This window comes from Methylocystis sp. H4A (genome assembly GCF_015709545.1).
In the GTDB taxonomy this organism is placed as follows: domain Bacteria; phylum Pseudomonadota; class Alphaproteobacteria; order Rhizobiales; family Beijerinckiaceae; genus Methylocystis; species Methylocystis silviterrae.
Window position 1 is genome coordinate 169,253 of record NZ_JADNQY010000022.1, and the last position, 25,738, is coordinate 194,990.

General features: G+C 64.4%; 32 protein-coding genes and 1 riboswitch. Of the genes, 16 read left to right on the forward strand and 16 right to left on the reverse strand.

The features are described 5' to 3' along the window. Positions 1–15: 15 nt before the first annotated feature. Positions 16–149, reverse strand: a riboswitch (TPP riboswitch). A gap of 162 nt (positions 150–311) precedes the next feature. Both IYW40_RS08740 and IYW40_RS08745 read left to right on the forward strand, forming a co-directional pair. Next, positions 312–908, forward strand: coding sequence for a hypothetical protein (locus IYW40_RS08740; protein WP_196400285.1), 597 nt, complete (start codon positions 312–314; stop codon positions 906–908). 152 nt (positions 909–1,060) lie between these two features. Continuing rightward, positions 1,061–1,648: a glutathione S-transferase family protein gene (locus IYW40_RS08745; protein ID WP_246720727.1), complete on the forward strand. Its 588-nt coding sequence runs from the start codon at positions 1,061–1,063 to the stop codon at positions 1,646–1,648. Here IYW40_RS08745 and IYW40_RS08750 read toward each other — a convergent pair. Further along, positions 1,645–2,028: a cell division protein ZapA gene (locus IYW40_RS08750; RefSeq protein ID WP_196400286.1), complete on the reverse strand. Its 384-nt coding sequence runs from the start codon at positions 2,026–2,028 to the stop codon at positions 1,645–1,647. The genes IYW40_RS08745 and IYW40_RS08750 overlap by 4 nt on opposite strands. 1 nt (position 2,029) lies before the next feature. After that, positions 2,030–2,353 (reverse strand): DUF4164 family protein, encoded by a 324-nt coding sequence (locus IYW40_RS08755; RefSeq protein WP_196400287.1) that lies wholly within the window; start codon positions 2,351–2,353, stop codon positions 2,030–2,032. Between the two features lie 225 nt (positions 2,354–2,578). Here IYW40_RS08755 and gap point away from each other — a divergent pair, with 225 nt between their 5' ends. Next, complete coding sequence (gap, locus tag IYW40_RS08760) at positions 2,579–3,586, forward strand: type I glyceraldehyde-3-phosphate dehydrogenase (protein WP_196400288.1); 1,008 nt, start codon at positions 2,579–2,581, stop codon at positions 3,584–3,586. Between the two features lie 73 nt (positions 3,587–3,659). Beyond that, entirely contained in the window at positions 3,660–4,865 is a 1,206-nt protein-coding gene (locus IYW40_RS08765) for a phosphoglycerate kinase (protein WP_196400289.1), read from the forward strand. Positions 4,866–4,905: 40 nt separating this feature from the next. Here IYW40_RS08765 and IYW40_RS08770 read toward each other — a convergent pair whose 3' ends face one another. After that, the gene (locus tag IYW40_RS08770; protein ID WP_175095029.1) at positions 4,906–5,391 is read right to left on the reverse strand and encodes a peroxiredoxin; all 486 of its coding nucleotides are present in this window, start codon (positions 5,389–5,391) and stop codon (positions 4,906–4,908) included. 168 nt (positions 5,392–5,559) lie between these two features. Between IYW40_RS08770 and IYW40_RS08775 the strand changes: the two genes are divergently transcribed. Then, entirely contained in the window at positions 5,560–6,075 is a 516-nt protein-coding gene (locus IYW40_RS08775) for a hypothetical protein (protein WP_196400290.1), read from the forward strand. Positions 6,076–6,085: 10 nt separating this feature from the next. Here the strand turns inward: IYW40_RS08775 and IYW40_RS08780 are convergent, their stop codons facing one another. Both IYW40_RS08780 and IYW40_RS08785 read right to left on the reverse strand, forming a co-directional pair. Then, positions 6,086–6,520 (reverse strand): heme-binding protein, encoded by a 435-nt coding sequence (locus IYW40_RS08780; RefSeq protein WP_175095031.1) that lies wholly within the window; start codon positions 6,518–6,520, stop codon positions 6,086–6,088. A 92-nt stretch (positions 6,521–6,612) separates the two neighbouring features. Continuing rightward, positions 6,613–7,344: a TlpA disulfide reductase family protein gene (locus IYW40_RS08785; protein WP_196400291.1), complete on the reverse strand. Its 732-nt coding sequence runs from the start codon at positions 7,342–7,344 to the stop codon at positions 6,613–6,615. 24 nt (positions 7,345–7,368) lie between these two features. Between IYW40_RS08785 and argH the strand changes: the two genes are divergently transcribed. The 4 genes from argH (at position 7,369) to IYW40_RS08805 (ending at position 11,253) form a co-directional block, all read left to right on the forward strand. Further along, positions 7,369–8,754 (forward strand): argininosuccinate lyase, encoded by a 1,386-nt coding sequence (argH, locus tag IYW40_RS08790; protein ID WP_196400292.1) that lies wholly within the window; start codon positions 7,369–7,371, stop codon positions 8,752–8,754. Then, positions 8,751–9,362 (forward strand): thiamine phosphate synthase, encoded by a 612-nt coding sequence (locus tag IYW40_RS08795; protein ID WP_196400293.1) that lies wholly within the window; start codon positions 8,751–8,753, stop codon positions 9,360–9,362. Before argH ends, IYW40_RS08795 begins: the two co-directional genes overlap by 4 nt. A gap of 140 nt (positions 9,363–9,502) precedes the next feature. After that, a complete protein-coding gene (locus IYW40_RS08800) occupies positions 9,503–10,357 on the forward strand; it encodes a tetratricopeptide repeat protein (RefSeq protein WP_246720728.1) in 855 nt (284 codons plus the stop codon). Further along, complete coding sequence (locus IYW40_RS08805) at positions 10,354–11,253, forward strand: alpha/beta hydrolase (RefSeq protein ID WP_196400295.1); 900 nt, start codon at positions 10,354–10,356, stop codon at positions 11,251–11,253. The genes IYW40_RS08800 and IYW40_RS08805 overlap by 4 nt, the downstream gene beginning before the upstream one ends. A 26-nt stretch (positions 11,254–11,279) precedes the next feature. On the opposite strand, the gene IYW40_RS08810 is transcribed toward IYW40_RS08805, so the two are convergent. The 4 genes from IYW40_RS08810 to IYW40_RS08825 all read right to left on the reverse strand — a co-directional run bounded on the left by IYW40_RS08810 (position 11,280) and on the right by IYW40_RS08825 (position 14,269). Then, complete coding sequence (locus tag IYW40_RS08810) at positions 11,280–11,714, reverse strand: DUF2023 family protein (protein WP_246720729.1); 435 nt, start codon at positions 11,712–11,714, stop codon at positions 11,280–11,282. After that, on the reverse strand, positions 11,693–12,175 hold the full coding sequence (fldA, locus tag IYW40_RS08815) for a flavodoxin FldA (protein WP_196400296.1): 483 nt from the start codon (positions 12,173–12,175) through the stop codon (positions 11,693–11,695). Before fldA ends, IYW40_RS08810 begins: the two co-directional genes overlap by 22 nt. A 273-nt stretch (positions 12,176–12,448) precedes the next feature. Further along, entirely contained in the window at positions 12,449–13,567 is a 1,119-nt protein-coding gene (locus tag IYW40_RS08820) for a M48 family metallopeptidase (RefSeq protein ID WP_196400297.1), read from the reverse strand. Positions 13,568–13,708: 141 nt separating this feature from the next. Further along, the gene (locus tag IYW40_RS08825; RefSeq protein ID WP_196400298.1) at positions 13,709–14,269 is read right to left on the reverse strand and encodes a LemA family protein; all 561 of its coding nucleotides are present in this window, start codon (positions 14,267–14,269) and stop codon (positions 13,709–13,711) included. A gap of 169 nt (positions 14,270–14,438) precedes the next feature. On the opposite strand from IYW40_RS08825, the gene def reads away from it, so the two are divergent. From def to truA, 3 genes are all read left to right on the forward strand, one after another. Beyond that, complete coding sequence (gene def, locus IYW40_RS08830; protein WP_196400299.1) at positions 14,439–15,005, forward strand: peptide deformylase; 567 nt, start codon at positions 14,439–14,441, stop codon at positions 15,003–15,005. Positions 15,006–15,020: 15 nt separating this feature from the next. Beyond that, positions 15,021–15,947 (forward strand): methionyl-tRNA formyltransferase, encoded by a 927-nt coding sequence (gene fmt / locus IYW40_RS08835; protein WP_196400340.1) that lies wholly within the window; start codon positions 15,021–15,023, stop codon positions 15,945–15,947. A gap of 179 nt (positions 15,948–16,126) precedes the next feature. Then, complete coding sequence (gene truA, locus IYW40_RS08840; protein ID WP_196400300.1) at positions 16,127–16,867, forward strand: tRNA pseudouridine(38-40) synthase TruA; 741 nt, start codon at positions 16,127–16,129, stop codon at positions 16,865–16,867. Between the two features lie 21 nt (positions 16,868–16,888). Here truA and IYW40_RS08845 read toward each other — a convergent pair whose 3' ends face one another. The 4 genes from IYW40_RS08845 to IYW40_RS08860 form a co-directional block, all read right to left on the reverse strand. Continuing rightward, entirely contained in the window at positions 16,889–17,104 is a 216-nt protein-coding gene (locus IYW40_RS08845; RefSeq protein ID WP_196400301.1) for a hypothetical protein, read from the reverse strand. Positions 17,105–17,294: 190 nt separating this feature from the next. After that, positions 17,295–17,504, reverse strand: a complete 210-nt coding sequence (locus IYW40_RS08850) for a hypothetical protein (RefSeq protein WP_196400302.1) — start codon at positions 17,502–17,504, stop codon at positions 17,295–17,297. A gap of 104 nt (positions 17,505–17,608) precedes the next feature. Then, complete coding sequence (locus tag IYW40_RS08855) at positions 17,609–18,349, reverse strand: molybdopterin-dependent oxidoreductase (RefSeq protein ID WP_196400303.1); 741 nt, start codon at positions 18,347–18,349, stop codon at positions 17,609–17,611. Next, positions 18,346–18,969, reverse strand: coding sequence for a cytochrome b/b6 domain-containing protein (locus tag IYW40_RS08860; RefSeq protein ID WP_196400304.1), 624 nt, complete (start codon positions 18,967–18,969; stop codon positions 18,346–18,348). Before IYW40_RS08860 ends, IYW40_RS08855 begins: the two co-directional genes overlap by 4 nt. Positions 18,970–19,105: 136 nt before the next feature. Here IYW40_RS08860 and IYW40_RS08865 point away from each other — a divergent pair, with 136 nt between their 5' ends. Further along, positions 19,106–20,116, forward strand: a complete 1,011-nt coding sequence (locus IYW40_RS08865; RefSeq protein ID WP_196400305.1) for an NAD-dependent epimerase/dehydratase family protein — start codon at positions 19,106–19,108, stop codon at positions 20,114–20,116. Positions 20,117–20,198: 82 nt separating this feature from the next. Here IYW40_RS08865 and IYW40_RS08870 read toward each other — a convergent pair whose 3' ends face one another. After that, a complete protein-coding gene (locus tag IYW40_RS08870) occupies positions 20,199–20,474 on the reverse strand; it encodes a DUF3303 family protein (RefSeq protein ID WP_123174597.1) in 276 nt (91 codons plus the stop codon). Positions 20,475–20,649: 175 nt separating this feature from the next. Between IYW40_RS08870 and IYW40_RS08875 the strand changes: the two genes are divergently transcribed. After that, positions 20,650–21,168 (forward strand): regulator, encoded by a 519-nt coding sequence (locus IYW40_RS08875; RefSeq protein WP_246720730.1) that lies wholly within the window; start codon positions 20,650–20,652, stop codon positions 21,166–21,168. A 7-nt stretch (positions 21,169–21,175) separates the two neighbouring features. Here IYW40_RS08875 and lysA read toward each other — a convergent pair whose 3' ends face one another. Beyond that, positions 21,176–22,444, reverse strand: coding sequence for a diaminopimelate decarboxylase (gene lysA / locus IYW40_RS08880; protein WP_196400306.1), 1,269 nt, complete (start codon positions 22,442–22,444; stop codon positions 21,176–21,178). 4 nt (positions 22,445–22,448) lie between these two features. Further along, complete coding sequence (locus IYW40_RS22235) at positions 22,449–22,877, reverse strand: lipoprotein (protein ID WP_348644260.1); 429 nt, start codon at positions 22,875–22,877, stop codon at positions 22,449–22,451. Positions 22,878–23,142: 265 nt separating this feature from the next. Between IYW40_RS22235 and IYW40_RS08890 the strand changes: the two genes are divergently transcribed. Continuing rightward, complete coding sequence (locus IYW40_RS08890; protein WP_348644261.1) at positions 23,143–23,619, forward strand: L,D-transpeptidase; 477 nt, start codon at positions 23,143–23,145, stop codon at positions 23,617–23,619. Positions 23,620–23,766: 147 nt separating this feature from the next. Continuing rightward, entirely contained in the window at positions 23,767–25,695 is a 1,929-nt protein-coding gene (dxs, locus tag IYW40_RS08895) for a 1-deoxy-D-xylulose-5-phosphate synthase (protein ID WP_196400307.1), read from the forward strand. The last annotated feature ends 43 nt before the right edge of the window (positions 25,696–25,738 follow it).

The window sequence follows — 25,738 nt, forward strand, 5'->3', positions numbered from 1 at the left end:
GCGCCGCCTTTCGGGAAATTTCGCTGACACCATCCCTCCGCCAGTCTCAACTGGATCAGGTTCGAAGGGTCGCCGCCCCCCGCGTTTTCGCGCGTCTTGCGGCCTCTCAGCCCCGTGGCGGCGTCGTTGGAGCGCCGCCGGGCGGGCTCCCCCGGCGGACGTAGGCTGGCGCGAAGCGCAGAGGCAGTCAAGCGCGGCGCGCGACTCCTTTAGGTCGCCGCGCCGCGCCGGGGCTTGCCAGACGTCATATGATGGCTCAGTTTGCGCAAAGAAAAGCGCGCGAAAAAAGCGCAGCATAGCGGGAGAAAATCATGAGCTTCATCAGCAAAACGGTTAGCGTCCGCAGGACGTTGGCCGGCGCCGTTCTCTGTGGCCTGCTCGCCTGCGCGATTTCTGCGGCGCCGGCTGGCGCCGCGCAGCTTGGCGAATATTTTCCCATTCCGAATTCGCTGAGCCTCAGCGGGGTTCCGCGCGACTCGCTCCTGAAGATCCAGTCGAAATGGCTGCAGAACGGCCTCGACAATCTCAAGAAGGCGCGCGCTGACGCCGAAGCGGCGCTCGAAAAAGCCAAGTCCGACGCTCCGGACCAGGTCGCGGCGGCGGAGGAGAAGGTCAAGAAGCTCGATGCGATGATCGCCGAAACTCAGCAAGAACTCGCGCTGTCCGAGAACAATGATTCGTCGCACGACATTCAACGAGAGCGCAAACGCAACTTGCTGCTCGCTCTCAACCAGTGGATCAATGAGCTCAATCGCCTCGCCACAGAGCAGATGAAGATCGCGATCCTCAAGGACGGCGCCGAGGCCATGGCGGCGCAAAACCGGAATTATCAATTGTCGGAACAGGCGGACAATCTCGAAAAAGCCAAGCGCGACCCGAGTTTCGAAGATTGGGGCGTGACGAAGTAATCTTAAGCGGGCAATCCGGGGTCAGGACTCATTGACCGAGTGTGCCGTCGATGAGTTGAGGAGACGGGCGGCTGTCCGTAGGGCTTTCCAATGACCCCACAATTACCGCCTTTGAACGGTCGCCCGATGGCGGCAAGGGATTGGCGCGGGACATGCGCGTTCGGTGGGCGCTCGAAGAAGTGGGCCAGCCCTACGACGTTCGTCTTCTTTCATTCAAAGCGATGAAGGAACCGGCGCATCTCGCGCTTCATCCTTTCGGGCAGATTCCGACCTATGAAGAAGGCGGTCTCGCCCTATTCGAGTCGGGGGCGATCGTGTTCCATATCGCGGAGCGCCATGCTGGCCTGCTGCCAGACGATGCAAATGCCCGGGCGCGCGCGATCACATGGATGTTTGCGGCGCTCAGCACGATGGAGCCGCCAATCATTGATCTTGCAATCGCCAGGCTTCTGGAGCGCGAGGAGGCCTGGTACGAGCAGCGTCTGCCTCTCGTCGAGGATCGCGTCCGTGATCGGCTGGGCCAACTTTCCCTTCGCCTTGGCGATGCCGACTGGCTCGATGGTCCGTTCAGCGCCGGCGATCTGATGATGGCGTCGGTGCTGCTCAGGTTGAAAGCGTCGGGTCTGCTGGACCAATACCCGAACCTCTCCGCCTATGTCGCCCGCGGTGAAGCGCGGCCCGCATACAAGCGTGCCTTCGAGGCTCAACTGGCGGTTTTCAGCGCCGCATCCTGGACCTAGAGACCATCGTCCGGCGATGCGGCGGGCGGCGACAGTTCGCCATTGAGCTTCACGATCCGACGCGTCGCGTCGCCAAGCGCCTTGGCGGCGCGCGCCGACGCCGCGTCGCTCGCCTTCCGCGCGGCGTCGAGCTCAGCGCGCAGCGCAGCGAACTCGGCTTCCGTCGCCTGCGCTTTGGCGCGTGCGTCCGTCGCCTCGTCGGCGATTGCGAGCGCGGCCATCACGATGATGCGCTGCTCGCCGATCTCGCCGAAGCTCTCGCGCATCGACTGGATCTTGCTTTCCACGTAACGCGCGAGCTCTTCGATGCGCTGCTCTTCGCCCTCCTCGCAGGACATGCGATAGGTGCGACCGGCGATGGCGACGACGACGGCGGCCATGTCAATCCTCTTGGGTCGAGGCGAGGCCCGCCGCGCCGAGCGCCGCGGCGACGCCTTCGCTCGCGGCTTCAAGCCTTCGCAGCACCTCGTCGCGGCTCTTCTCCAGGGCGTTCTGCCGCGCTAACGCGGCGTCGAGATCGAGGGCGAGACGCGACCGATCGTCTTGCATGACGGCGAGTTCTTCTTCGAGTTCGGCGCTGGACAGCTCGTCTTCGAGCTTTGCGGTGACAGTGCGCTCCAGCTGAGCGAGCGCCGTCTGCAGCTCGGCGACGGCGGCCTCGAGCCTCTTGGCGTTTTCTTCGTCGCGCTTATCTGAATGGGTCATCGCCGGTCGCAGAATGTGCATGGCTTTGCGGCGCGGCGACCGCGCCGAACGATTCGCTTGCCAGCCTGTTCCTAGCATGAATCGCGCAAATCGAAACCGCGCCAATTGGCGCGACCTTGGCGCGTTGACAGGGGGGCGCGAGGTGCTATCACACGCTCGCCTCCAGAGCCCACAGGCTCGATGGCGAGGGCCGCGGAGTTCCGGCGGCGCAAGGAGATTTTCCAAATGACCGTGAGAGTGGCGATCAACGGGTTCGGGCGCATCGGCCGCAACATCCTGCGCTATATCATCGAGACCGGACGCACGGACCTCGAAGTCGTCGCCATCAACGATCTCGGCCCGGTCGAGACCAATGCGCATCTGTTGCGATATGATTCAGTGCACGGCCGCTTTCCGCATGAGGTGAAAGTCGCCGGAGACACGATCGACGTCGGCCGCGGCCCGATCCAGGTGACCGCCATCAAGAATCCGGCCGAGCTCCCCTACAAGGACCTCAAGATCGACATCGCGCTGGAATGCACTGGGCTTTTCACGGCGCGCGACAAGGCGAAATTGCTGCTCGACGCGGGCGCGAAGCGCGTGCTGGTTTCAGCGCCCGCCGAAGGCGCCGACATTACGGTCGTCTATGGCGTCAATCACGATAAGATCACCAAGGATCATCTCGTGATCTCCAACGCGTCCTGCACGACGAACTGTCTCGCGCCGGTCGCCAAGGTGCTGCATGATGCGATCGGCATCGAGAAGGGGATCATGACGACGATCCACGCCTATACGGGCGATCAGCCGACGCTCGACACGATGCATAAGGATCTGTACCGCGCCCGCGCGGCGGCGCTGTCGATGATCCCGACCTCGACAGGCGCGGCGAAGGCCGTCGGACTCGTGCTGCCGGAGCTGAACGGCAAGCTCGACGGCTACGCCATTCGCGTGCCGACGCCCAACGTCTCGGCGGTCGATCTGAAGTTTGTCGCCAAGCGGGCGACGACGAAGGACGAGGTGCACGCCGCGATCAAGGCCGCCGCCGACGGCCCGCTCAAGGGCGTGCTCGGCTATACGAGCGAGAAGCTCGTGTCGATCGACTTCAACCACAATCCGCTCTCGTCCTGCTTCCATCTCGACCAGACCAAGGTCCTGGACGGCAATCTCGTGTCGATCCTGTCCTGGTACGACAATGAATGGGGCTTCTCCGGCCGCATGACCGATGTGGCGAGCGTGATCGGCAAGCTTCTGTAAGCATTGTTCCACCATGCCGGCGCGGACCTTCGGGTCCGCGTTTGCCTTTCCAAGCCGCGATTGGACGCCCGACATGACCGCTTTCCACACTCTCGACGACGTCGACGTCAAAGGAAAGCGCGTGCTGCTGCGTGTCGATTTGAACGTGCCGATGGAGGATGGGCGCGTCACCGACGCGACGCGCATCGAGCGTGCGCTGCCGACGATCAACGAGATCGTGGAAAAAGGCGGCAGGGTCATTCTGCTTTCGCATTTCGGCCGACCGAAGGGCCAGCGCGTCGACGCGGATTCGCTGCGCCAGGTCATCCCGACGCTCGAACATTTTCTCAAACGCAAGATCGCTTTCGCCGACGACTGCGTCGGCGACGCCGCAGCGAAGATCGTCGACGGGCTCAAGGACGGCGACGTCGCCTTGCTCGAGAACACCCGGTTCCACAAGGGCGAAGAAAAGAACGCCGCCGACTTTATCGACGCGCTCGCCAAGAGCGGCGACATCTTCGTCAGCGACGCCTTTTCGGCGGCGCACCGCGCGCACGCGTCGACTGAAGGGATAGCCCACAGACTGCCGGCCTATGCCGGCCGCGCCATGCAGGCGGAACTCGAAGCGTTGCAATCCGCGCTCGCCAATCCGCAGCGGCCGGTCATGGCGATCGTTGGCGGCGCGAAAGTGTCGACGAAGCTCGAACTCCTGGGCAATCTCGTCGCGAAGGTCGAATATCTCGTCATCGGCGGCGGCATGGCGAACACCTTCCTTGCGGCGCAAGGCAAAGCTGTCGGCAAGTCGCTGTGCGAACATGATCTCGCGGGGGCCGCGCGGGAAATCCTCGTCAAAGCAGAGAAAGCCGGCTGCGACGTCGTGCTGCCGATCGACGCCGCGGTTGCGCAAAAATTCGAGGCGCATGCGCCGTCGCATATCGTCTCGGTCGATCATGTCGGCGAAAACGACATGATCCTCGACGTCGGGCCGAAATCGATCGCCCATGTCGAATCGCTGCTCGCTGCGTGCAAGACTCTGGTTTGGAACGGCCCATTCGGCGCGTTCGAACTGCCGCCCTTCGACGAAGGCACCAACGCCGTCGCGCAGACCGCGGCGCGGCTCACCGTCGAGGGCAAGCTGCTCTCGATCGCCGGCGGCGGCGACACCGTGGCGGCGCTCAATCAGGCGCATGTCGCGCAGGAATTTTCCTATGTGTCGACGGCCGGCGGCGCCTTTCTCGAATGGCTCGAAGGAAAGACGCTGCCGGGCGTCGCGGCGCTGATGCAATCTTCACAGCGCTGAAATCGCGGCCGCTTGGTCCGCGTTTCTTGGGAAGGAACGCCTAGAGATGGGCGAGCGTGGCTTCGGCGGTCGAGACCGTCGCTTCGCTCGAATTCTCCTCGACATTGATCCATTTGACGACGCCGTCGTCGATAAGCGCCGAATAGCGCTTGCCGCGCACGCCAAGCCCCGCGTCGGTCAGATCGAGTTCGACGCCGAGCGCTTTGGCGAAGGTCGCCGAACCATCGGCGAGCGCGTCGATCTTGTCGCCGCCGCCCGACTCCTTCACCCAGGCGTCGAGCGCGAAAATGTCATTGACCGCTGTGACCGCCACGGCGTCCACGCCTTTGGATTTGATTTCATCCGCCTTGGCGATGAAGCCGGGCAGATGTTTCTTGTGGCAAGTCGGCGTATAGGCGCCGGGAACGCTGAAGAGCGCCACCCTGCGTCCCGCAAAATAGTCTTTCGTGGCGACCGGCTCAGGTCCATTCTTGCCCATGACGGTCAGCTTCACGTCGGGGAGTCGGTCTCCAGCTTTAATGGTCATGCACGATCTCGCTCTGATTTGGGGTAAGGCCCAGACTAGATAGCGCGCTTCCTGGCTTTGTGTCGCCTGCGCGGCGGACTTGCTTGCAGCGCACTTGTGAGCTTCGCCGAGGCGAGGCAACATGCGCAAGCGGCCGGCGCAGACGATTCGCTTCTGGAGGACGGGCCAATGTCGGATTCTCGAAATGGAGGAGGCGGCGAGACGCCGCCTTCCGCATGGGTATGGAGCCAGTATCGCGCCGTGTCGCCTGATTCGCCCGATTCGTCTGCGCGACGCGCGCCGGTCCTCACAAAGAGGAGCGTGCAAACGCCGCCGCCGCGGCCCGCATCCGATCCGCCGCCGCCACGACGCTCCGGCGGGGGTGGGGGCGGGATCGCCTTTTTGGTGGCGCTCGCGATTTTGACTCTCGCCGCAGCGACGTGGTGGTTCGCCGCCTCGCGGTCCCAGCCGCCGGCCGCGCCCGATGCGCAGCCCGTCGAAGAGAGCGGGGCGCCGAGCGCGCCGCCGCCCGAACCCGAGGTCGCGCCGCCGGCTGAATCCGCTGCGCCGTCTTCACCGCAGGAGGCCGCCCCGCCGGCGCAGCCTTCGCCGCCGGCCGCGGCGCCGGCCGAGCGGGGCGCTGAGCCCCGCGCCCGGACGGAACCCGGCGCGAAGCGGAAAAAGCCCAAGAACCGGCCTCACTAACGAGGGCGGTTCAGGTGCGCCAGGGATGCTCGGGAAGATCCCAAACGCCGAGCGTCTCGACGCCCGCCTGCGCGACCGCATGATCATTCTCGACGGCCGAACCGCTGACGCCGATGGCGCCGATCATCACGCCGTCAGCATCGACGATGGGGAGTCCGCCGGGAAAGGTGATGAGCCCGTCATTCGAATGCTCGATGCCGTAGAGCGGTCCGCCGGGTTGCGACAGCTTGCCGATCTGCCCGGTCGGCATGCCGAAGAAGACGGCGGTCTTCGCCTTTTTCATTGCAATGTCGATGCTGCCGACCCAGGCGTCGTCCATCCGCTCGAACGCCTTTAGGACGCCGCCGGAATCCACGACGGCGATGCACATCTGTGTGCCGAGCTCGATGGCCTTCCGGCGCGCCGCGGCGATCGCCTTGTCGGCCTGTTCAATCGAAACATGCATTCGCCGATCTCCCTTTTGAAAAAACAGCGGCCCCTAGGGGGCGTCGATGACGAAAGTAGAGTGGTGGCGGCCCGAGCGACCCGACTGCGCGATCAGTTCGGAGGCGTCTCGAGCGCGCGGGAGATCAGCGCCTTGGCGTCCGCGCTGTCCCAGGCGGCGGGACCGTTCATCAGCCCGATCTGGCAGCCGTCGGGGCCGATCAGCAGCGTGGTGGGGAGACCCAGGGCTTTGCCCGATTGCTTCAGCTCATAGAAGAGGTTGGCCTTTGGGTCGCCGTAATAGGTCAGCGACTTGACGCCGGTCTCGGCGAGAAACGCCTTCGCCCTTTCAAGACGGGTCGTATCGACGTTGACGGCGACGACTTGAAAGTTCTGCCCGGCGAAGGCCTCCTGGAGCCTGTCGAGCGCCGGCATCTCGGCACGGCAGGGCACGCACCAGGTCGCCCAGATATTGAAGAGCGCTGTCTTGCCTTTGAAAGAGCCGAGCGAAACCGGCGCGCCGTCGGGCCCGTCGAAAGCATAGTCCGGCATCGGCTCCGGCTTAGTGGCGATCGTCATCGCCGCGACCTCGCCCTTGGCGAGATCCTTCACATTGGCGGCGATTTTCGCCGAGGCGGCGCATGCGGCGTCGCCCTCAGCCGGGGCGGCAGCGCTCTGCTGAGCCTCGCCGGCGGGGCCGACGCCCTCGTCAACCGCGCCGGCAGGCGGTTTCTTGCCGCCCATGCTGCCGATCACGTATAGAAACGCCACGCTTGCCGCGATTGTTATCGAGGCCGCCTTCACGACAAGTAGGAAAGATCGCGGGGGCGGCGGCGGTTTGGCCATGAGGCGTGGGCTCCGAGGTTAAAAATGTCGAGCAAGATATGGGGCGGGCGCTTCAAAAGCGCAACCGACGCGGTTCTGGAGGCGATCAATGTCTCGATCGACTTCGACAAGCGCCTCGGCCTGCAGGACGTCCGCGGCTCGCTCGCCCATGTCGCCATGCTCGGCGAAACGGGGATCGTGTCGCGCGACGACGCGGCGAAGATCGCCGATGGATTGGAGCGAGTCAAAGCGGAAATCGAGAACGAGCGCTTCGATTTCTCGCGCGCGCTCGAAGACATTCACATGAACGTCGAGTCGCGCCTTGCCGAGCTGATCGGCCCGGCGGCGGGGCGCCTGCACACGGCGCGCTCGCGCAACGACCAGGTGGCGACCGATTTCCGACTCTACATTCGCGATCAGATCGACGCGCTCGATGCCGAACTCGCCGATCTGCAGCTGGCGCTGGCGACCCGTGCGCGGGAAGAGGCGGCAAGCGTCATGCCCGGCTTCACGCATCTGCAATCGGCGCAGCCGGTGACGCTCGGCCATCATCTCCTCGCCTATGTCGAAATGATCGCCCGTGATCGCGGACGTCTTCGCGACGCGCGCGCGCGCCTGAACGAATGTCCGCTCGGCGCAGCGGCGCTCGCGGGGACGAGCTTTCCGATCGACCGCGCGATGACGGCGCGCGCGCTTGGCTTCGATCGGCCGACAGCGAATTCGCTCGACAGCGTCTCAGATCGCGACTTCGTTCTGGAGACGCTGAGCGCGGCGGCGATCTGCGCCACGCATCTGTCGCGCTTCGCCGAAGAGATCGTGCTGTGGACGACGCCGCAATTCGGCTTCATCGCGCTGTCCGATAAATTCACCACCGGCTCGTCGATCATGCCGCAGAAGCGCAATCCCGACGCCGCCGAACTCGCGCGCGGCAAATCGGGCCGCGTCATCGGCGCGCTTGTCGCGCTGCTCGTCGTCATGAAGGGCCTGCCGCTCGCCTATTCGAAGGACATGCAGGAGGACAAGGAAGGCGCCTTCGACGCGCTCGACACCTTATCGCTCTGCATCGCCGCCATCGCCGGGATGGTCCGCGACATGCGCGTCGACCGCGCGCGGATGAAGGCCGCGGCCGGCGCGGGCTATGCGACCGCGACCGACCTCGCCGACTGGCTGGTGCGGGCGCTGTCGCTGCCGTTTCGTGAGGCGCACCACGTCACCGGGCGCATCGTCGCGCTTGCTGAAGCGCGCGGGGTTGGTCTTGAGGATTTGACGCTCGAGGAGATGCGGAGCGTCGAACCGCGCATCAACGCCGATGTTTGCGACGTGCTCGGCGTCGAGAAGTCGGTGCAGAGCCGCAGGAGTTTCGGTGGAACGGCGCCCGACAATGTGCGCGCCGCCGCGCAAGTCTGGCTCGACAGATTGAAGGACAAATGAACGATATTTCGCCGCGACTCTACCTCGCGACCCCGCCGCTTGCCGACGCGGCGGCTTTTGCGCCCGCGCTCAACGAGGCGCTCGCGGCGGGCGACGTCGCGAGCCTGCTCATTCGTTTCGCCGATGCCGACGAGCGCAGCCAGGAAGCGATCGTGCGCGCTCTGGCGCCCGGCGCGCAGGATAAGGGCGTCGCGGTCCTTGTCGCGGCGGCGCCCAATGTCGCGCTGCGCGCCGGCGCCGACGGCGTCCATGTCGCCGGCAGCGGCGAAGCGCTTGCCGAGGCCATCAAGAAACTCTCGCCGCGCTACATCGTCGGCGCCGGGGATATCGAGACGCGCGACGACGCCATGCGCGCGGGCGAGTTGAGCGCCGACTATGTGATGTTTTCGGATCTTGACCGTGAAGCGCTCATCGAGCGCGTAGCTTGGTGGGCGGAGCTTTTCAACACGCCTTGCGTCGCTCGCGCGGAATCGCTCGACGATGTCGCGCCGCTCGTTCAGGCGGGCGCCGACTTCGTGCGGCTCGACGACGCCATCTGGAGCGACGCGCGCGGTCCGGCGGCGGCGGTGGCGGATGCGCAGGCGAGGCTTAAGGGAGAACGCGGATGATCGCCGCCCAAAGCCGTCCTCGTCCCTCAGGGAGGACCGCGTCATTGCGAGGCGCGCCGCGCCGAAGCAATCCAGGAGCCGAACGATGCCTGCCGGATGGCTTCGCTTCGCTCGCAATGACGGCGTTTATCGCAAGTTGCATGCTCTTTCTCGCGCCTGCCGCCCACGCCGCCAATGATGCGCCGCCCGCGCCAGACTTCGCCTTCGGCGCCTATCAGCGCGGGGATTATCTGGTCGCGATGAAGGAGGCCAAGAAGCGCATCGCCGCCAATCCGAAGGACGCGGCCGCGCTCGCTCTCGTCGGCCAGCTTTACCTCGAAGGCGCGGGCGTGGGTCGCGACCTCTCGACCGCGATGGAGTGGTTCAAGCGGGGCGCCGACGCCGGCGATCGCGAAGCCGCCTATCTCTATGGCGCTGCGGCTCTCAATGGCGCCGGCGCGCCGAAGAACCGCGCCGTCGCCCGCGTCTATCTCGAAAAGGCCGCGACGCAGGATCATCCCGCCGCTCTCCATCTGATCGGGGAACTCGCCCTCGAAAATGAGGGCGCGCCTTCCGACTTCGGCAGAGCGGCGGACTATTTCCGTCGCGCGGCGGCGAAGGGCGACGCCGACTCGCTCTACGCGCTTGGGCTACTTTACAAAACCGGCAGAGGCGTCCCGAAGGACGAGCGCGAAGCCGCGGAGTGGTTCAGGCGCGCCGCTGAACTGGACTTCGCGCCGGCGATGGTCGAGTTCGCCGTTCTCCAGTTCAATGGCGTCGGCGCGCCACGCGACCGCGCCGCCGCCGCGCAATGGTTTCGCAAAGCGGCGGCGAAGGGCAACGCCGTCGCGCAAAACCGTCTCGCCCATATTCTCGCCGAAGGCCTCGGGGTCGAGGCCAATCTCGCCGAGGCGCGCGAGTGGCGAGACAAATCGCGCGAAGCGGGATTGAACGATCCCTCGCTCGATTATCTCTCGAGCGCGTCCGCGCCGGCGAAGCCGACCGCCGTAAAATGAGCGCTGGCGGCGCGAGCGCGGCGACGCGGCGGACCGTTGCGTTCCTTCGCCGTTTCGTTAAGCCGCGCATCTTGGCGCTGACGGCGCCTTTGCGCGGCCTCCAGCAGCTCGTCGAGACGCTGTCTCCCGAACGGCGCGCGCCTTTCGCGGCACAGATTCCTGGCGATTGGACTCCTGCTTCAGGGAGCGCGATTGCGACGCTGCTCTATCTTCACGGCGGCGCCTTTCTCATCGGGTCGCCGCGGCTGTTTCGCTATGCTTCGCGCGCGTTCGCGCGCGCGGGCTTCGATGTCTTTGCGCCGGCCTATCGGCTCGCGCCGGAGCATGTTTTTCCGGCCGCGCTCGAAGATGTCTTGCGCGCCTATCGGACCCTCATTGAGACGCGGCCGGGACCCTTCGTCATCGTCGGCGATTCGGCCGGCGGCGGGCTTGCGGTCTCGCTGATGCTGCGCATCCACGAGGAAGGCTTGCGGCCGCCCGTCGCCGCGGCGCTGTCCTCGCCCTGGGTCGATCTCGCCGCGACCGGCGCCTCGATGCGCGAGAATGAAAATCGTGACCCGCTGTTCACGCGCAAGGACATTCTGCTCGGCGCTCGCGCCGTGCTGGGACGCCAAAGCGCCAGAAATCCGCTTGCGTCGCCGATCTACGCCGATCTCTCCCGCCTGCCGCCGATGCTCGTTCATGTCGGCGCGGACGAAGTGCTGAGAGATGATTCGACGCGGCTCGTCGCGCGCGCGCGGCAGGCGGGGGTCGACGCGCAGCTCGAGATCTGGCCTTGCGCGCCGCACGCCTGGCAGCTGATGAGCTTTCTCCCTGAAGCGCGCCAGTCGCGGGCGAAAGCGATCGAATTTTTGAAAACGCGGGTCGCTCAGGCGACCGTCAGCACGGCCGGCTGATCAGGTCTGGCGCCGGCCCAGTCCCATCATTCAGCCGCCAGAGGCAGGTCCTCCGGCATGCCCCGGCCCGAACGCGTGAGGAAGCGGCGGCACTGCTGCTCGCGATCGTAGCCGAGCAGCGTGCCAAGCATGAAGTCTTCCTCCGCCGTGAGCGCGTTGAGCGGACGCGTTACGATGGAGCGCGCCACGGCGATGTAGGCGGGCCGGCCAAAGAAGAGGTTCACCTTGACCGGATTGAGCTCCTGGACGAAGCGATGGATGCCTTGCCTTTCTAACTTGCCGAGCGTCAATTCCAGTTCCCGACGGCTAAGAGTCATCAGAAACAAGCCGCGAACGCCCCGCCCATATTCGTAGATGTTGTGATGAAAGAGCCGCAGCACCGGCGCTGCATCGGCACAGCGACAGCGCGTCGACGACAGAGGCGGAACGCCCTCGTCGATCAAAGTAACCGGCTCAGCCATGCGGTCACTCTTTTTTCGGTCTTGCCGGACTGGGTGTCCTGGTCGAGGGCGAGGCCCACGAACTTGCCATCCCGCTCGGCGGTGGAGCCGACATAGTCATAGCCTGCGGTTTCGGTGAAGCCGATCACCTGGGCGCCGAGCGCCGACACCTCATCATAGAGGATGCCCATCGCGTCCACGAAGGAGAGCGGATAGGTCTGCTGGTCGCCAGTGCCGAACAAGGCGACTTTCTTGCCCTTCAAATTGGCGCCGCGCAGCTTGTCGATGTTCTCTTCCCAATCCGTTTGCAAGGTGCCGTCGCCATAGGTCGGAGAACCCAGGATCAACAGATGGCAATTTTCGAAGTCGTCCGGCGTGGCGTCCTTGATATCGACCGACCGCCCCTGGCACTTCTTTGAAATCTTGGAAGCAACTCCTTTCGTCGCGCCGCCGTCGGAACCGAAGATGACCGTGATGCTCATGCCCGCGCCTCTTCCGCGAATTGGACGATGAAGTCAGCGGTTAAGCCAAGAAAAGCCGAAAGAGCCGCTCTCACTAAGCACACGCTGCTGATGAGCAGTGTATAGCGCAAATCTATTGCTCATAAAATTCATATATTTTGGAATATATGTAACTATAGATAGTGTTACTTTGTATTTATTGTAATTATGAAACGAAGTCTCATGGCCGACGCGGCGTCGCCGAAAAGACGGCGCTCTTGAAGCTTCGCTTCGAGCCCGTGAGGCGCGCGCTGCTCAGCGCCTGGCGCTGCCCCAGGGACCGCGCGGCGGCCAGAGCGGATGGCGTCCGTCCTTGGGCAGGAAGGCGGCCTCGTCCTCGCGCGGCGCATCGATCGCCTCGCGTTCTTCTCCTAAAGCCGCGACCGACACGTCCCGGCCGCCGCCGAATTCGACGAGGGCCGCGACACGCGCGTCGACGCTCGGATGGCTCGCAAGCCAGCCGAACTCCGGATGCAGCGCCGGCGTTTCGATGAAGAAATATTGCATGCGCGAGGGCATGTTCGGAATCGCCGCATGCGCTTCGATCTTGCGCAGCGCCGAGATCATCGCGTCGGGGTTCTTCGTCAGTTCGACGCTGCCGGCGTCGGCGAGGAATTCGCGCGAGCGCGACAGCGCGAAGCGGATCAGCACGGAGGCGCCCCAGCTCAGCGCGATGATGAACAGAGCGATGAGAATGGCGAGCGCCGCGCCGCCATTGCCTCTCCGGCCATTGTCGCTTTCGGGGCGATGCGGCGAGAAGCCGAAAGGAAAATCCCAGCGTCGGATCGTCAGATCGGCGACGAAGGCGAAAATGCCGGCGAAGATCACGGCGATCACGAGAAGCTGAACGTCGCGATTGCGAATATGGGTCAATTCATGCGCGAGAACCGCCTCGAGCTCGGCGTCGGTCAGATAGCGTGTCAGACCACGGGTCACCGCGATCTTGTACTCCCCCTCTTTGAGCCCGGAAGCGTAGGCGTTGAGCGCGTCGCTCTCAATGAGCTGCAAGGCGGGAATCGGCACGCCGCGGGAGATGCAGAGATTTTCGAGCAGATTGTAAACGCGCGGCGATTCGGCGCGCGACAGGTTCGCGGCCCCGGTGGCGAAGTCGATCATCTTCTGATGGAAGAGATAGGCGATGACGAACCAGACGCCCGCCGCGATGACGCCGATCGGCCAGCCGCGTTTCAGATCATCAACCGCAAGCGCCAGGATGTAATCGAAAGGCGCGCCAGGCCGCGCGCTCATCGCCTCGATCAGCAGCGCGAAGGAGAATATCAGCGCGAGAAGCAGAACGACGAAGCCGGCGAGCAGAAAGGCCGAGCGCAGTTCGTTGGCGCGAATGTGGGAGTAAAGGCCGTAGGCTTTGAACATTGTGTTCCCGCTGCTGTCATTCCCGACGCGCGGTGGGCGCGGTCGGGAATCCAGGCATTAAAATTGCGCTTTGCTAGATCTGAATTCCGGATCAGGCCTTAGGCCTGTCGGGAATGACAACCTGCGCGGCGCCGCGCGCGCCTAAAACTCCACCTTCGGCGGGGTTTCGATCGCCTTCTGCTGCGCTTCGTCCAACTCGAAATAATCGAGCGGCTCGAAGCCGAAGCGCTGCGCAATCAGGAAACCGGGAAAGCCCTCCCGCGTGGCGTTGTATTCGGCGACGGTATTGTTGAGGAAGCGCCGCGCCGCCGAAATCTTGTTTTCGATGTCCGAAAGTTCGCTCTGTAGCTGCTGGAAATTCTGGTTCGCTTTCAGGTCCGGATAGGCTTCCGACAGCGCGATCAGCCGCGAGAGCGCGCCGGTCAGCGCGCCCTCGGCCGCCCCGATCTGCGCCGGGCCTTGCGCGGTCACCGCGGCGTTGCGCGCCTTGACCACGTCATCAAGCGTGCTTTTCTCATGGGTGGCGTAGCCCTTCACCGTCTCGACCAGATTGGGCACGAGGTCGTGGCGCTGCTTGAGCTGCACATTGACGTCGGAAAAGGCCTGCTTGCCGCGCTGGCGCAACGACACGAGGCCGTTGTAAACGCTGACCAGCCAGAAGGCGACGGCGGCGACGAGGCCCAGAAAAATCAGCAAAGACATGGCGCGCGCTCTCCAAGCGCCGCGCCGCTCCGCGCGGCGGCGATAATTTTTGCCCCTGCATGTTAGCCGCCTTTGGCGCCTAGGCAAAGACGCGCGGCTCGCTTTCGATTTGACGGACGCGCCGGTCGCGCCTATCTCATGGAAACGCAAAGAGCCACGGCGAAACACAATGGCCATTCTGCCGATCATCACCCTTCCGGATCCGCTGCTGCGAAAGATTTCCGAACCCGTCGACCGTGTCGACGCGGAGGTGCGGCGTCTGCTCGACGACATGCTGGAAACGATGTACGAGGCGCCGGGCGTCGGCCTCGCGGCGATCCAGGTCGCGGTGGCCAAGCGAATTGTCGTCGTCGACACTGGCAAGACTGAGGAGACGCGTTCGCCGCTCTTCCTGATCAACCCGGAAATCGTCTGGGTGTCGGAGGAATTAAGCGTCTATCAGGAAGGCTGCCTGTCGGTGCCCGACTATTTCGAGGACGTGAAGCGGCCGGCGCGGGTGCGCCTGCGTCATCTCGACCGCGACGGCGCGGTTCAGGAATTCGACGCCGAAGGGCTGCTCGCGACCGTGGTGCAGCACGAACTGGATCACCTCGAAGGCGGCCTTTTCATCGACCATCTCTCGCGCTTAAAGCGCGAGCGCGTGGTCAAGAAGTTCAGCAAGGCGGCGCGCCACGACGAGATCGCCGCCCAGCATCGCGCCGCCACGGAGCGTCAGTCGGAACAAGCCGGAGCCTGACGATTGCGCGACAGAATGCGCGTCGTCTTCATGGGCACGCCGGACTTCGCAGCCCGCCTGCTCAAGGAAATCATTTCTTGCGGCCACGAGATCGCGGCCGTCTATACGCAGCCGCCGCGACCGGCGGGACGCGGCATGGCGGAGAAAAAGTCCGCCGTCCACCTCTTGGCGGAGAGCCTCGGCCTTCCCGTTCGCACGCCGAAAAGCCTGAAAAGCGCCGACGCGCAGGCGGACTTCGCCGCGCTTGACGCCGACGTCGCCGTCGTCGCCGCCTACGGGCTGCTGCTGCCTCAGCCGATCCTCGACGCGCCGCGATACGGCTGCCTCAACCTGCATGGGTCGCTGCTGCCGCGTTGGCGCGGCGCGGCGCCGATTCAGCGCGCGATCATGGCGGGCGACGCCGAGAGCGGCGTCATGGTGATGAAGATGGAGGCCGGTCTCGACACCGGCCCCGTCGCATTGACGGCGAAAACGCCGATCGGCGCCGAGATGACGGCGGGCGAGCTGCACGACCGACTCGCGGAACTCGGCGCGCCGCTGATGGCCGACGCCCTCGATCTGCTCGCCAAAGGCGAACTGCGCTTCACGCCGCAGGCCGAAGACGGCGCCTGCTATGCGCAAAAGATCGAGAAGGCCGAAGCCCGGATCGATTGGCGCCGATCGGCGCAAGACCTTCATGATCTCGTGCGCGGCCTCTCCCCCTTCCCGGGCGCTTTTTTCGAAGCCGATCTCGGCCGCGGCTTCGAGCGTGTGAAGGTTTTGCGCGCGCGGGTCGAGAAGGGAGCGGGAGCGCCGGGCGCCGCGCTCGACGACGCCGGGCTCATCGCCTGCGGCGCGGGCGCGCTGCGGCTGCTGCGCGTGCAACGCGCCGGCAAGGGCGAAATGGGATTTGAAGAATTCGCGCGCGGCCGCAGGCTGACGCGCGGCGTGGCGTTGGTATGATGTTGATGCGCGACGAGCGCCTATCACCCTCCCCTCGAGGGGGAGGGTCGGCCCGCTATGCGGGCCGGGGTGGGGTGAACTCCACGTTCATTCGGCCGTCACGCCCACCCGGGCGCCTTCGGCGCCCGACCTCCCCCCTCGAGGGGGAGGTGAGGTCGCGCCATGCGCGAGCGCATTGAATGCCCCGCTTCGCGCTGACGATCGAATATGACGGCGGCCCTTTCGTCGGTTGGCAGCGGCAGGCGAATGGCGTTTCCGTCCAGCAGCGCCTTGAAGAGGCCGTGGCTGCGATCAATGGCGGCGCGCGCGCCGTCGTTCATGGCGCGGGCCGCACCGACGCCGGCGTGCATGCGCGGGGGCAGATGGCGCATGTCGATCTTGCGCGCGACTGGCGCGTCGATCGGCTGCGCGACGCGATCAATGCGCATCTGAAGCCGGACCCGATCGCGGTGCTCGCCGCGCGCGCGGTCGGCGAGGAGTTCGAGGCGCGCTTTTCCGCGATCCGCCGCCATTATCTTTATGTCATCGACAATCGCCGCGCGCCCTTGGCGCTGAACCTCGGCCGCGCCTGGCACGTCAAGCGGCCGCTCGACGCGCAAGCCATGCATGAAGCCGCGCAATCTCTCGTGGGCCGTCACGACTTCACGACCTTTCGCGCCTCGGAATGCCAAGCGAATTCGCCAATGCGCACGCTGGAGCGTCTCGACGTGCGCCGTGATGGCGAGCGCATCGAGATCGTCGCTTCGGCGCGCTCCTTCCTGCACAATCAGGTGCGCTCCATGGCCGGCTCGCTGGAGCATGTCGGCAGCGGCAAGTGGCGCGTCGAGGACTTGGCGCTGGCGCTTCTGGCGAAAGACCGTGCGCGCTGCGGACAGGTCGCGCCGCCGCACGGTCTTTACCTTGTTGCCGTCGATTATTAGCGATTTGCGCGAGGGCGCCCGCTACGGCTTGTCGCCCGCGCCTCCCTGGTCGTCCGGCGTCGGTTTGCTCGCGTCCTGCTTCGGCGCCGGCGGCTTCGCCGGCTTCTTTACTGCATGTTTCGCGGCGCCGGGCGCGTTCGCGGATCTGTCTTCCTTCGCAAGCGCGCCGTGAATGGGAAGGAAGCTCGCCGATAGCACGGCAGCCAATATGCCGTTCACGCAGGGTCGCTGATTCATCACTGGATGGTCCCCTCGAAGTGAGAGCCCCCCGCCGAATCAACCGGCCCGCCCCGCAGACATCAGGCCGGTCAACGATGATGAAGTTGGGTCGCCGCCACGCCTACGCTGCGGTGATTTCATGACGGAATTCGCGCAGTTAGCGTCAGTTTGACGAATTGGTTAATGAAGTCATAAAAAAATTGCGGCGTCATTCGCCGTCGGCTGCTTCCGTTTCCTCCGGTTTGACCGCCTCTCCCGCAGAGACCTCGTTCTTGACCGGCAAAGAGGCGGGAAGTCTCACGGCCGGCCGCTGTGCGGTCGGAGTTTTCTCCTGCGCGAGCGCGCCGTGAAGCGGGATAACGCTGGCGGACAGGACCGCCGCGAGAATGCCGTTAACGCAGGGTCGACGATTGGTCATATATCCTCGCTGTCAGCGTGCCGACTCAGCTGCCGCCGCGGCCATAGAGCGTCAAAAAAGTGGCGAGAAAGCGTCGAGCTTAGGTGTGCTGGCCTCGGCGCAGGTCAAGAGCCGCTGAACCAATTGTAGCCCTTGTCCTCCCAGTAGCCGCCCGGATCGTCGTTCGTCACGAAGATCTCGCCGATGAATTTCGGATTCTTGAAGCCGAGTTTCGTCGGAAGGCGCAGGCGCAGCGGATAGCCGTATTTGGCGTCGGCGAAGTCAAGCGCCAGAAGCGTTTGCGGATGCAGCGCGCTCGGCATGTCGATGCTTGAGTAATATTTGTCGGCGCATTTGAAACCGACGTAACGCGCCGTAAGGTCGGCGCCGATCCGCTCAAGAAAATGGCGGAAGGCGACGCCGCGCCATTGGCCAATCGCGCTCCAACCCTCGACGCAGACGAGGCGGGTGATCTGGCTCGACTGCGGCAGCGCGCGTAATTCGCTTAAGCTCCAGGGGCGCCTGTCGGCGATGAGGCCGGAGAGCTGCAGTCGATAGCTCTGGCCGTCAACGAACGGAACGTCCTTTTCCTCGTAATAGGCGTTGAAGGGGAAAGGCGTCGTGACGTCCGCCTCAGAATAGGTCGGCGCGAGCTTCGCGGGATCAAAAAGCGCCGCCTGGACGCGGTCGTTAAAGCGCGACATCGTCAAAAGCAGCCGATCGACGGCGTCGTCGTCCTTCAATGTGCAGCCCGAAAGGAGCGACAGCGCGCCAAGCGACAGGCCTTGCTTGAGAAAGAGACGGCGTTCGAGCCGCGCGATCTGCGGCTGAACGCCTCTCAGGCCGATGCGGCGCGAGCGCGTCATCGCGGAGCCTCGGCGCGGCCGGTGAACATCGGCGCCAGAATGCCTTTGACGCTCACGGCGAGTCCGATGTGAACGACAAGAAAAGCGACAATCATGGCCATGGCGAAGAAATGCACGTGGCGCGCGGTCTCATAGCCGCCCATCAACGCCGTCAGCGCTTGGAGTTGCACAGGCTTCCAGATGGCGAGGCCCGACAGAATGGCGACGATCACGGCGAGGATGACGCCAACGTAAAGCAGACGCTGCGCGGCGTTGTAGCGGCCGGGCGCATGATTGAAGTGGCCTCGCATCGCGACCAATAAGTCGTCGAACGCGCCGCGGAGCGAGATCGGCATGAAGCTTCTTCGGAAGTGGCCCGAAACCAGGCCGTAAGCGAGATAAGCGAATCCGTTGAGCGCCAGGAGCCACATCGCCGCGAAATGCCAGGCGAGCGCGCCCGCGAGCCAACCACCCAAAGTGAAATCCTTAGGAAACTCGAAGCCAAAGAGCGGCGAGGCGTTGTAGATGCGCCAGCCGCTCAGCACCATGACGAAGATCGCGAAGGCGTTCACCCAATGCGTCACCCGGACAAAGAGCGGGTGGATCGTCCTTCGCTCGTCGGCTCCGGAGGCGGCAACCATGACGGTTTCTCCTGTTCAAGGGCAAAACATATGGCTTGCGGGACTGGAAGCGAAGGGCCGCTCGCGGCCGCGTTGACAGGCGGGTCGCCTTCGCCCATGACGGCGAAGCTTTCATCACGCGGGAATATGGCGGCTCATGCGCGTCTTCGTGACCGGCACGGCAGGCTTCATCGGCTTCCACTTGGCCAAGCGCCTGTTAGAGGCCGGGCATCTGGTGGACGGCTACGACGGCATGACGCCTTATTACGATCCGGGTCTCAAGGAGGCGCGGCGCGCCATTCTGCTGCGCAGCAACGGCTTTCGCGACACGATCGCCATGCTGGAGGATATGGAGGCGCTGACTCGCGCCGCCGAACAGGCCGCGCCGGACGTCATCATTCATCTCGCCGCGCAGGCGGGCGTGCGCTACTCGCTGCAAAATCCGCGCGCCTATGTCGACGCCAATCTCGTGGGCGCCTTCAACGTCATGGAGATCGCGCGACTGCTGAAGCCGCGGCATTTTCTCTGGGCCTCAACAAGCTCGGTCTATGGCGCGAGCCCTACCGTGCCATTTCACGAGAGCGATCGTACCGATTTCCCTTTGACCCTTTACGCCGCGACGAAGAAAGCCGGCGAAGCGATGGCGCATTCCTATGCGCATCTGTGGTCGATCCCGACGACGATGTTTCGCTTCTTCACCGTTTACGGTCCGTGGGGCCGACCGGACATGGCCCCGTTGAAATTCGTCGACGCCATCGAGAACGACCGCGTCATCGATATCTATAATCATGGCGACATGTCACGCGATTTCACCTATGTCGCAGATCTCGTCGAAAGCGTCGTGCGGTTGATCGACTGCGTTCCCGAGCGCGATTCAAGCGACGATAGCGTGTCGCCCGTGGCGCCGTTTCGTATCGTCAATATTGGTCGCGGCGCGCCGGTGCAGCTTCTCGACTTTATCGAGACGATCGAACGAGCGCTCGGCAAAAAGGCCAAGCGCAACTATCTCGACATGCAGCCCGGAGACGTGCCGCGCACCTTCGCCAGCGCCGATCTCTTAGAGCGGTTGACCGGCTATCGCCCGCATACGTCGCTCGATGAGGGAGTCGCGGCGCTCGTGGAATGGTATCGCGACTATCGCCGCGCTCATGGAGAATTGTCGTATTAACCGGCGGCAGCCGCTCGGCGCCCTGCGTCGCGGCCTTCCCGTCGTAGCCCTCGGCGAGCGGGCGCCCTCCGCAGCGTGTCTGTTATTTCTTGTTGGCTGAGAGGAATCTGTGCGCGGCGTCTTCGTCGAAGACCGGCGTGATGTGATTGACGTTGAGGTCTGTCCAGGATTGGAAGAGCTTGCCGAGATCGGCGATGTCGTTGGCTTCGACGATGCTCCAACCCTCGAGCAGCGTGACGGAAAGCCAGTTTCCGACGACTTTCATACCCTTTGGCGCGGCGTCGCCGAATTTCTGAAAGCGCTTGAGAACCTCGTCGCGACGTTCGGGCGTCATCTCATAATAGATTGCAAACAACATCGGCGTTTCTCCCTGCGGATTGGAAAGCGAAAGACGATTCAGCGCGTTTTTTCAAGGTTCCTGGCTGCCCGCGCTCAAGGCTGCCCCAATTCGAAATTCCATACAAGGGCTTGGTCATTGTCGCGCGCGGAGCTTTCGTGCGCCGCCGCGGTGTCCGGGGATGACGTCAGGAAAATTGCCCAAGCCCCTTCAGGCCAGCGTCCTTCTCGCGCCGCTGCGTCGACTGTCATATTGGCGCGCCTTCACCGATGAGAGAGAGCGCATCATGTCGCAGTTTACCTTCAACGACGGCAATATTCCATGGAAGCGCCTCGATGGAATCGATCATCTGCTTTTTTCGGTCCTGGATATCGACGATCGAAACGTCCTCCATGTGCTGTTCAAGCTTTCGGCCAATCAGCGGATCGTGCTTCACCGACATTGCGCGCTCAACAAGACATTCGTCATTCAGGGAGAACATCGGCTCTATCACGCGAACGGCGAACTCAAAGACGTCCGGCCGGCGGGCAGTTACACCGTTAGTCCTCCCGCGGACGAGCCGCATCGAGAAGGCGGCGGCGATCAGGACGTCGTCGTGTTGTTCACCATCTATGATCGTGAAGGCCCGCTCTATGAAATTCTCGACGACGATTCGAATGTTGTCGCAACGCTCTCGACGAATGATTTCGTAAGCTTTTACGATCGCAAACCATAGGCGCGCGCTACGAGAGCCACGCCGGCACATGATCCTGCGCAATGAGCGCGGCGACGCTTGGGCGGGGACGGATCACCGCGAAGCGGTCGCCGTCAACCAGGACTTCCGGGATAAGAGGCCTTGTGTTGTAGGCGCCCGACTGCACGGCGCCATAGGCGCCGGCCGTCAGCACGCAGAGCAATTCGCCGGCGCGCGGCTCCGCAATCTCGCGTCCATGCGCAAGATAGTCGCCCGTTTCGCACACGGGTCCGACGACGTCGGCGACGATCTTTGGCCGATCGGCGCTCTGGCGCACCGGGATGATGTCGTGCCAGGCGTCGTAGAGCGTCGGACGGATGAGATCGTTCATGCCGGCGTCGACGATCACGAAGGTCTTGGCGTCGCCATGCTTCACATAGATGACGCGCGTGACGAGTATGCCGGCGTTGCCGACGATGAGCCGTCCCGGCTCCAGCACCAGTCTGCAGCCGAGTCCGCCGAAATGGCGGCGCACGATCTCGGCGTATTTGTCGGGATGGTAGGACTGCGGATCGTCGCCGTCGTGATAGGGAATCCCCAACCCGCCGCCGAGATCGACATGCGAGATATCGTGCCCGTCGGCGCGCAGGTCGCGCACGAGTTCGGCGAGCAGCGAAAAGGCCTCGTCGAAGGGCGCGAGGTCGGTGAGCTGGGAGCCGATATGCATATCGGCGCCGGCGAGTTCGATTCCCTTGAGCTTGGCGGCGAAGGCGTAGACCTCCCGCGCCCGCGACAGCGGCACGCCGAATTTGTTTTCGGCGAGGCCGGTGGAGATCTTCTTATGGGTGCGGGCGTCGACGTCCGGATTGACGCGGAGCGACACGCGCGCCGCACGCCCGAGAGCGACCGCCGCTTGCGACAGGGCTTCGAGCTCGGGCTCGGACTCGACGTTGAAACAGAAGATTCCGGCGTCAAGCGCCGCCACGATCTCCTCACGCGTCTTGCCGACGCCGGAAAAGGTGATTTTTTCAGGCGCGACGCCGGCGGCGAGCGCCCGCGCCAGCTCTCCGCCGGAGACCACGTCCATTCCTGCGCCCTCGCGTGCGAGGAGACGCAGCACGGCCTGATTGGAGTTGGCCTTCACGGCGTAGCAGACCAGGGCGTCGAGACCGGCGAAGGCCTGCGAAAAAACCCGATAGTGGCGTCGGATCGTCGCCGCCGAATAGCAATAGAAGGGCGTGCCCACCTCATCGGCGAGCGTCGCCACGGCGACCTCCTCGGCGTGGAGCGCGCCGTTTCGATAGTCGAAAAGATGCATCGGCTTACAGCAGCGGGTCGAGCGGGAAGGGATATTGCTCCGGCGGTCGATTGCCGATGGTGCCCGGAATCGGCGGCGGCGGGAGAGAGGTTTCAGGATCGCCGGCCGCCGGCCGGGGCGCCCCGCGCGCCGCTCTCGCTTCCGCCTCCGCCCGCAGAATCGCCCCGCGCGCCTGAGTTTCGGGCGGCAGCTCCACAGGCCCGCGCCGGCCGCAAGCGCCCAGGCTCGCGGCGACGAGCGCCAGCGCAAGAACCGCCAAGGGGCGGCGGGTGAGGAGCGGCAATGGAGGCGTCACGGCGATTCGTCCCAGGGAGAGCCGGCGCACTATAGCGATGAAGCAAAAAAAGGCGAGGGCGCAGGCGTGACGAAGATCGGCTTCTTTGCGGGCGAGGGAAAGTCCGGCGGCCCGCGCAGGCGCTTTGGGACGCGTCACCCGTAAGAGCACGAGCTCTGCTGTTCCAAATTGGAACGGGGCAGGGAGTTAATGATTGCCGTCGACGTGACCACAACTCAGCTGCGCTGGACGCGGCGCTCGAAGGAGCCAAATTAACCGAAAAGCGCCAAAAGCCGGGCCTTCCATCGGCGCGCCTTTACGATTTGGCGTCTGCGTGTTTAGGTCAAGCATGGTCAGCGTTCCGCGTTTATTCGCAGCTCTTGCTGCGGCTGTTTTATTCACGGCGGCCCCTGCAGGCGCCGCGGTGCGCGTCCGCATCGACCTTGCCGCGCAAAGGCTCGAGGCGGTCACGCCGCAGGGCGAGACCGTCAACTGGAAAATCTCCAGCGGACGACCAGGATATGAAACGCCGTCCGGGACTTACAGCGTCATGCGCATGGAGGCCGATCATCATTCCGACGAATATGATCAGGCGCCGATGCCCTACGCGATGTTCTTCTCGCCGCGCGGCCTCGCCATCCACGGGAGCTATGAGCGCGGTTTGGGCCGTCCGCTCTCCCACGGCTGCGTGCGGCTCGCGGTTCCGAACGCGCGGCAGCTCTTCGATTGGGTCGAAAAATACGGGGCGACGATCGAAATCACCGGCGGCGCCCGCCGCGCGGCCGGTCGCCAGGAGGCGGAGCGCCAGGAGGCGGAGCGTCCACGCGTGACGCGGCGATCGCGCCCGATTTACGAAGAGCCCTCCTTCGGCTCCGGCATGGAGAGCTTCCTCCCCTACTAGGTCCGGATCCCGCAGCGTCCGGCGTTGCATCTGGGCAACACTCACCGACTGAATCGAAATGGATGCTGCGGCGCGTTTGCCGGGCTTCTTATTAACGGGTAATGCTCGGATTTCTGGCGCTTGTTGTTGACGAGCAGAGTAGAGACATTGACGACATCCAAAACACCCCTTCTCGATCGCATCGCCTCCCCCAAAGATCTGCGCAAGCTCCGTCCCCACGAGCTCAAGCAGGTCGCGGAGGATTTGCGGCGCGAGACGATCGACGCCGTGTCCGTGACCGGCGGCCATCTTGGCGCGGGCCTTGGCGTCGTCGAGCTGACGGTCGCCCTGCACTATGTTTTCGACACGCCGCGGGACAAGGTGATCTGGGACGTCGGCCACCAGACCTATCCGCACAAGATCCTCACCGGCAGGCGCGACCGCATCCGCACGCTGCGCATGGGCGGCGGACTGTCCGGCTTCACCAAGCGCGCCGAAAGCGAATATGACGCCTTCGGCGCCGGCCATTCCTCGACGTCGATCTCAGCGGGACTCGGCATGGCCGTGGCGCGGGATCTCGGCGACGGCGACAATCACGTCGTGGCGGTGATCGGCGACAGCTCGATGTCGGCCGGCATGGCCTATGAGGCGCTGAACAACGCCGGGGCGCTGCACTCTCGCCTGATCGTCATTCTGAACGACAATGACATGTCGATCGCCCCGCCGACGGGCGCCATGTCCGCCTATCTCGCCCGTCTGGTTTCGGGCGGCGCCTACCGCTCGATCCGCGAGGCCGCCAAACAGCTCGCCAGCCATTTGCCGCGCTTCATCTACGACAAAGCCCGCAAGGCCGAGGAGTTCTCGCGCAGCTTCATCACCGGCGGCACGATGTTCGAGGAACTCGGCTTCTATTATGTCGGGCCGATCGACGGCCACAATCTCGACCATTTGCTGCCCGTGCTCAAGAACGTCCGCGACAAGGACGACGGGCCTGTCCTGGTTCACGTCGTCACGCAGAAGGGCAAGGGATTTGGGCCGGCGGAGGAATCGGCCGACAAATGCCACGCCGTCAATAAATTCGACGTCGCGACCGGCATCCAGATCAAGCCCAAGGCCAATGCGCCGACCTATACGAATATTTTCGCCAAGGCGCTGGTCGCCGAAGCCGAACATGACGACAAGATCGTCGCCATCACGGCGGCGATGCCATCGGGCACCGGCCTCGATATTTTCGGCAAGGCCTTCCCGCATCGCACCTTCGACGTGGCCATCGCCGAGCAACACGCCGTCACTTTTGCGGCCGGCCTCGCCTGCGAGGGCTATAAGCCCTTCTGCGCGCTGTATTCGACCTTCCTGCAGCGCGGCTACGATCAGGTCGTTCACGACGTGGCGATCCAGAACCTGCCGGTGCGCTTCGCCATCGATCGCGCCGGCCTCGTCGGCGCCGACGGTCCGACGCACGCCGGCGCTTTCGATCTGGCCTATCTCGGCTGCCTGCCGGGTTTCGTCATCATGGCGCCCTCCGACGAGGGCGAGTTGATGCATATGGTGGCGACGTCGGCCGCCTATGACGACGGCCCGAGCGCCTTCCGCTATCCGCGCGGCGAGGGGCTCGGCGTCGACCTGCCGGAACGCGGCGAAATTCTCGAGATCGGCAAGGGCCGTATCTTGCGTGAGGGTTCGAAGGTCGCGATCCTCTCGCTCGGCACGCGGCTCGCCGACTCGATGAAGGCGGCGGCGGAGCTCGAAAGTTACGGCGTGTCGACCACCGTCGCCGACGCCCGCTTCGCCAAGCCCATCGACCGTGACCTGCTGCGCCGGCTCGCCGCCAATCACGAGGCGCTTATCGTCGTCGAAGAAGGATCCATCGGCGGTTTTGGCTCCCAGGTCTTTCAGGCGCTCTCCGAAGATGGGATGCTGGACGGCGTGCGCGGCGCGTTCAAATTCCGCAGCATGACCCTGCCGGACGCCTACATCGATCATGACAAGCATGAGCTGATGATCGCCAAGGCGATGCTCGACAGCAAGGCGATCGTCGGCAAGGCGCTGGAGCTCCTGGGCGACGAAAAGGCCGCGGCGCGGGTGATGATCGCCTAAGGCGCGCGCACCGCGCTTGCGGGGAAGTCTTCTCCCCAACAAG

Coding starts and splice junctions, on each gene's coding strand:
- IYW40_RS08740 (WP_196400285.1), top strand. CDS start 312: ATGAGCTTCATCAGCAAAACGGTTAGCGTCCGCAGGACGTTGGCCGGC.
- IYW40_RS08745 (WP_246720727.1), top strand. CDS start 1,061: ATGCGCGTTCGGTGGGCGCTCGAAGAAGTGGGCCAGCCCTACGACGTT.
- IYW40_RS08750 (WP_196400286.1), bottom strand. CDS start 2,028: ATGGCCGCCGTCGTCGTCGCCATCGCCGGTCGCACCTATCGCATGTCC.
- IYW40_RS08755 (WP_196400287.1), bottom strand. CDS start 2,353: ATGACCCATTCAGATAAGCGCGACGAAGAAAACGCCAAGAGGCTCGAG.
- gap (WP_196400288.1), top strand. CDS start 2,579: ATGACCGTGAGAGTGGCGATCAACGGGTTCGGGCGCATCGGCCGCAAC.
- IYW40_RS08765 (WP_196400289.1), top strand. CDS start 3,660: ATGACCGCTTTCCACACTCTCGACGACGTCGACGTCAAAGGAAAGCGC.
- IYW40_RS08770 (WP_175095029.1), bottom strand. CDS start 5,391: ATGACCATTAAAGCTGGAGACCGACTCCCCGACGTGAAGCTGACCGTC.
- IYW40_RS08775 (WP_196400290.1), top strand. CDS start 5,560: ATGTCGGATTCTCGAAATGGAGGAGGCGGCGAGACGCCGCCTTCCGCA.
- IYW40_RS08780 (WP_175095031.1), bottom strand. CDS start 6,520: ATGCATGTTTCGATTGAACAGGCCGACAAGGCGATCGCCGCGGCGCGC.
- IYW40_RS08785 (WP_196400291.1), bottom strand. CDS start 7,344: ATGGCCAAACCGCCGCCGCCCCCGCGATCTTTCCTACTTGTCGTGAAG.
- argH (WP_196400292.1), top strand. CDS start 7,369: ATGTCGAGCAAGATATGGGGCGGGCGCTTCAAAAGCGCAACCGACGCG.
- IYW40_RS08795 (WP_196400293.1), top strand. CDS start 8,751: ATGAACGATATTTCGCCGCGACTCTACCTCGCGACCCCGCCGCTTGCC.
- IYW40_RS08800 (WP_246720728.1), top strand. CDS start 9,503: ATGCTCTTTCTCGCGCCTGCCGCCCACGCCGCCAATGATGCGCCGCCC.
- IYW40_RS08805 (WP_196400295.1), top strand. CDS start 10,354: ATGAGCGCTGGCGGCGCGAGCGCGGCGACGCGGCGGACCGTTGCGTTC.
- IYW40_RS08810 (WP_246720729.1), bottom strand. CDS start 11,714: ATGGCTGAGCCGGTTACTTTGATCGACGAGGGCGTTCCGCCTCTGTCG.
- fldA (WP_196400296.1), bottom strand. CDS start 12,175: ATGAGCATCACGGTCATCTTCGGTTCCGACGGCGGCGCGACGAAAGGA.
- IYW40_RS08820 (WP_196400297.1), bottom strand. CDS start 13,567: ATGTTCAAAGCCTACGGCCTTTACTCCCACATTCGCGCCAACGAACTG.
- IYW40_RS08825 (WP_196400298.1), bottom strand. CDS start 14,269: ATGTCTTTGCTGATTTTTCTGGGCCTCGTCGCCGCCGTCGCCTTCTGG.
- def (WP_196400299.1), top strand. CDS start 14,439: ATGGCCATTCTGCCGATCATCACCCTTCCGGATCCGCTGCTGCGAAAG.
- fmt (WP_196400340.1), top strand. CDS start 15,021: ATGCGCGTCGTCTTCATGGGCACGCCGGACTTCGCAGCCCGCCTGCTC.
- truA (WP_196400300.1), top strand. CDS start 16,127: ATGCCCCGCTTCGCGCTGACGATCGAATATGACGGCGGCCCTTTCGTC.
- IYW40_RS08845 (WP_196400301.1), bottom strand. CDS start 17,104: ATGAATCAGCGACCCTGCGTGAACGGCATATTGGCTGCCGTGCTATCG.
- IYW40_RS08850 (WP_196400302.1), bottom strand. CDS start 17,504: ATGACCAATCGTCGACCCTGCGTTAACGGCATTCTCGCGGCGGTCCTG.
- IYW40_RS08855 (WP_196400303.1), bottom strand. CDS start 18,349: ATGACGCGCTCGCGCCGCATCGGCCTGAGAGGCGTTCAGCCGCAGATC.
- IYW40_RS08860 (WP_196400304.1), bottom strand. CDS start 18,969: ATGGTTGCCGCCTCCGGAGCCGACGAGCGAAGGACGATCCACCCGCTC.
- IYW40_RS08865 (WP_196400305.1), top strand. CDS start 19,106: ATGCGCGTCTTCGTGACCGGCACGGCAGGCTTCATCGGCTTCCACTTG.
- IYW40_RS08870 (WP_123174597.1), bottom strand. CDS start 20,474: ATGTTGTTTGCAATCTATTATGAGATGACGCCCGAACGTCGCGACGAG.
- lysA (WP_196400306.1), bottom strand. CDS start 22,444: ATGCATCTTTTCGACTATCGAAACGGCGCGCTCCACGCCGAGGAGGTC.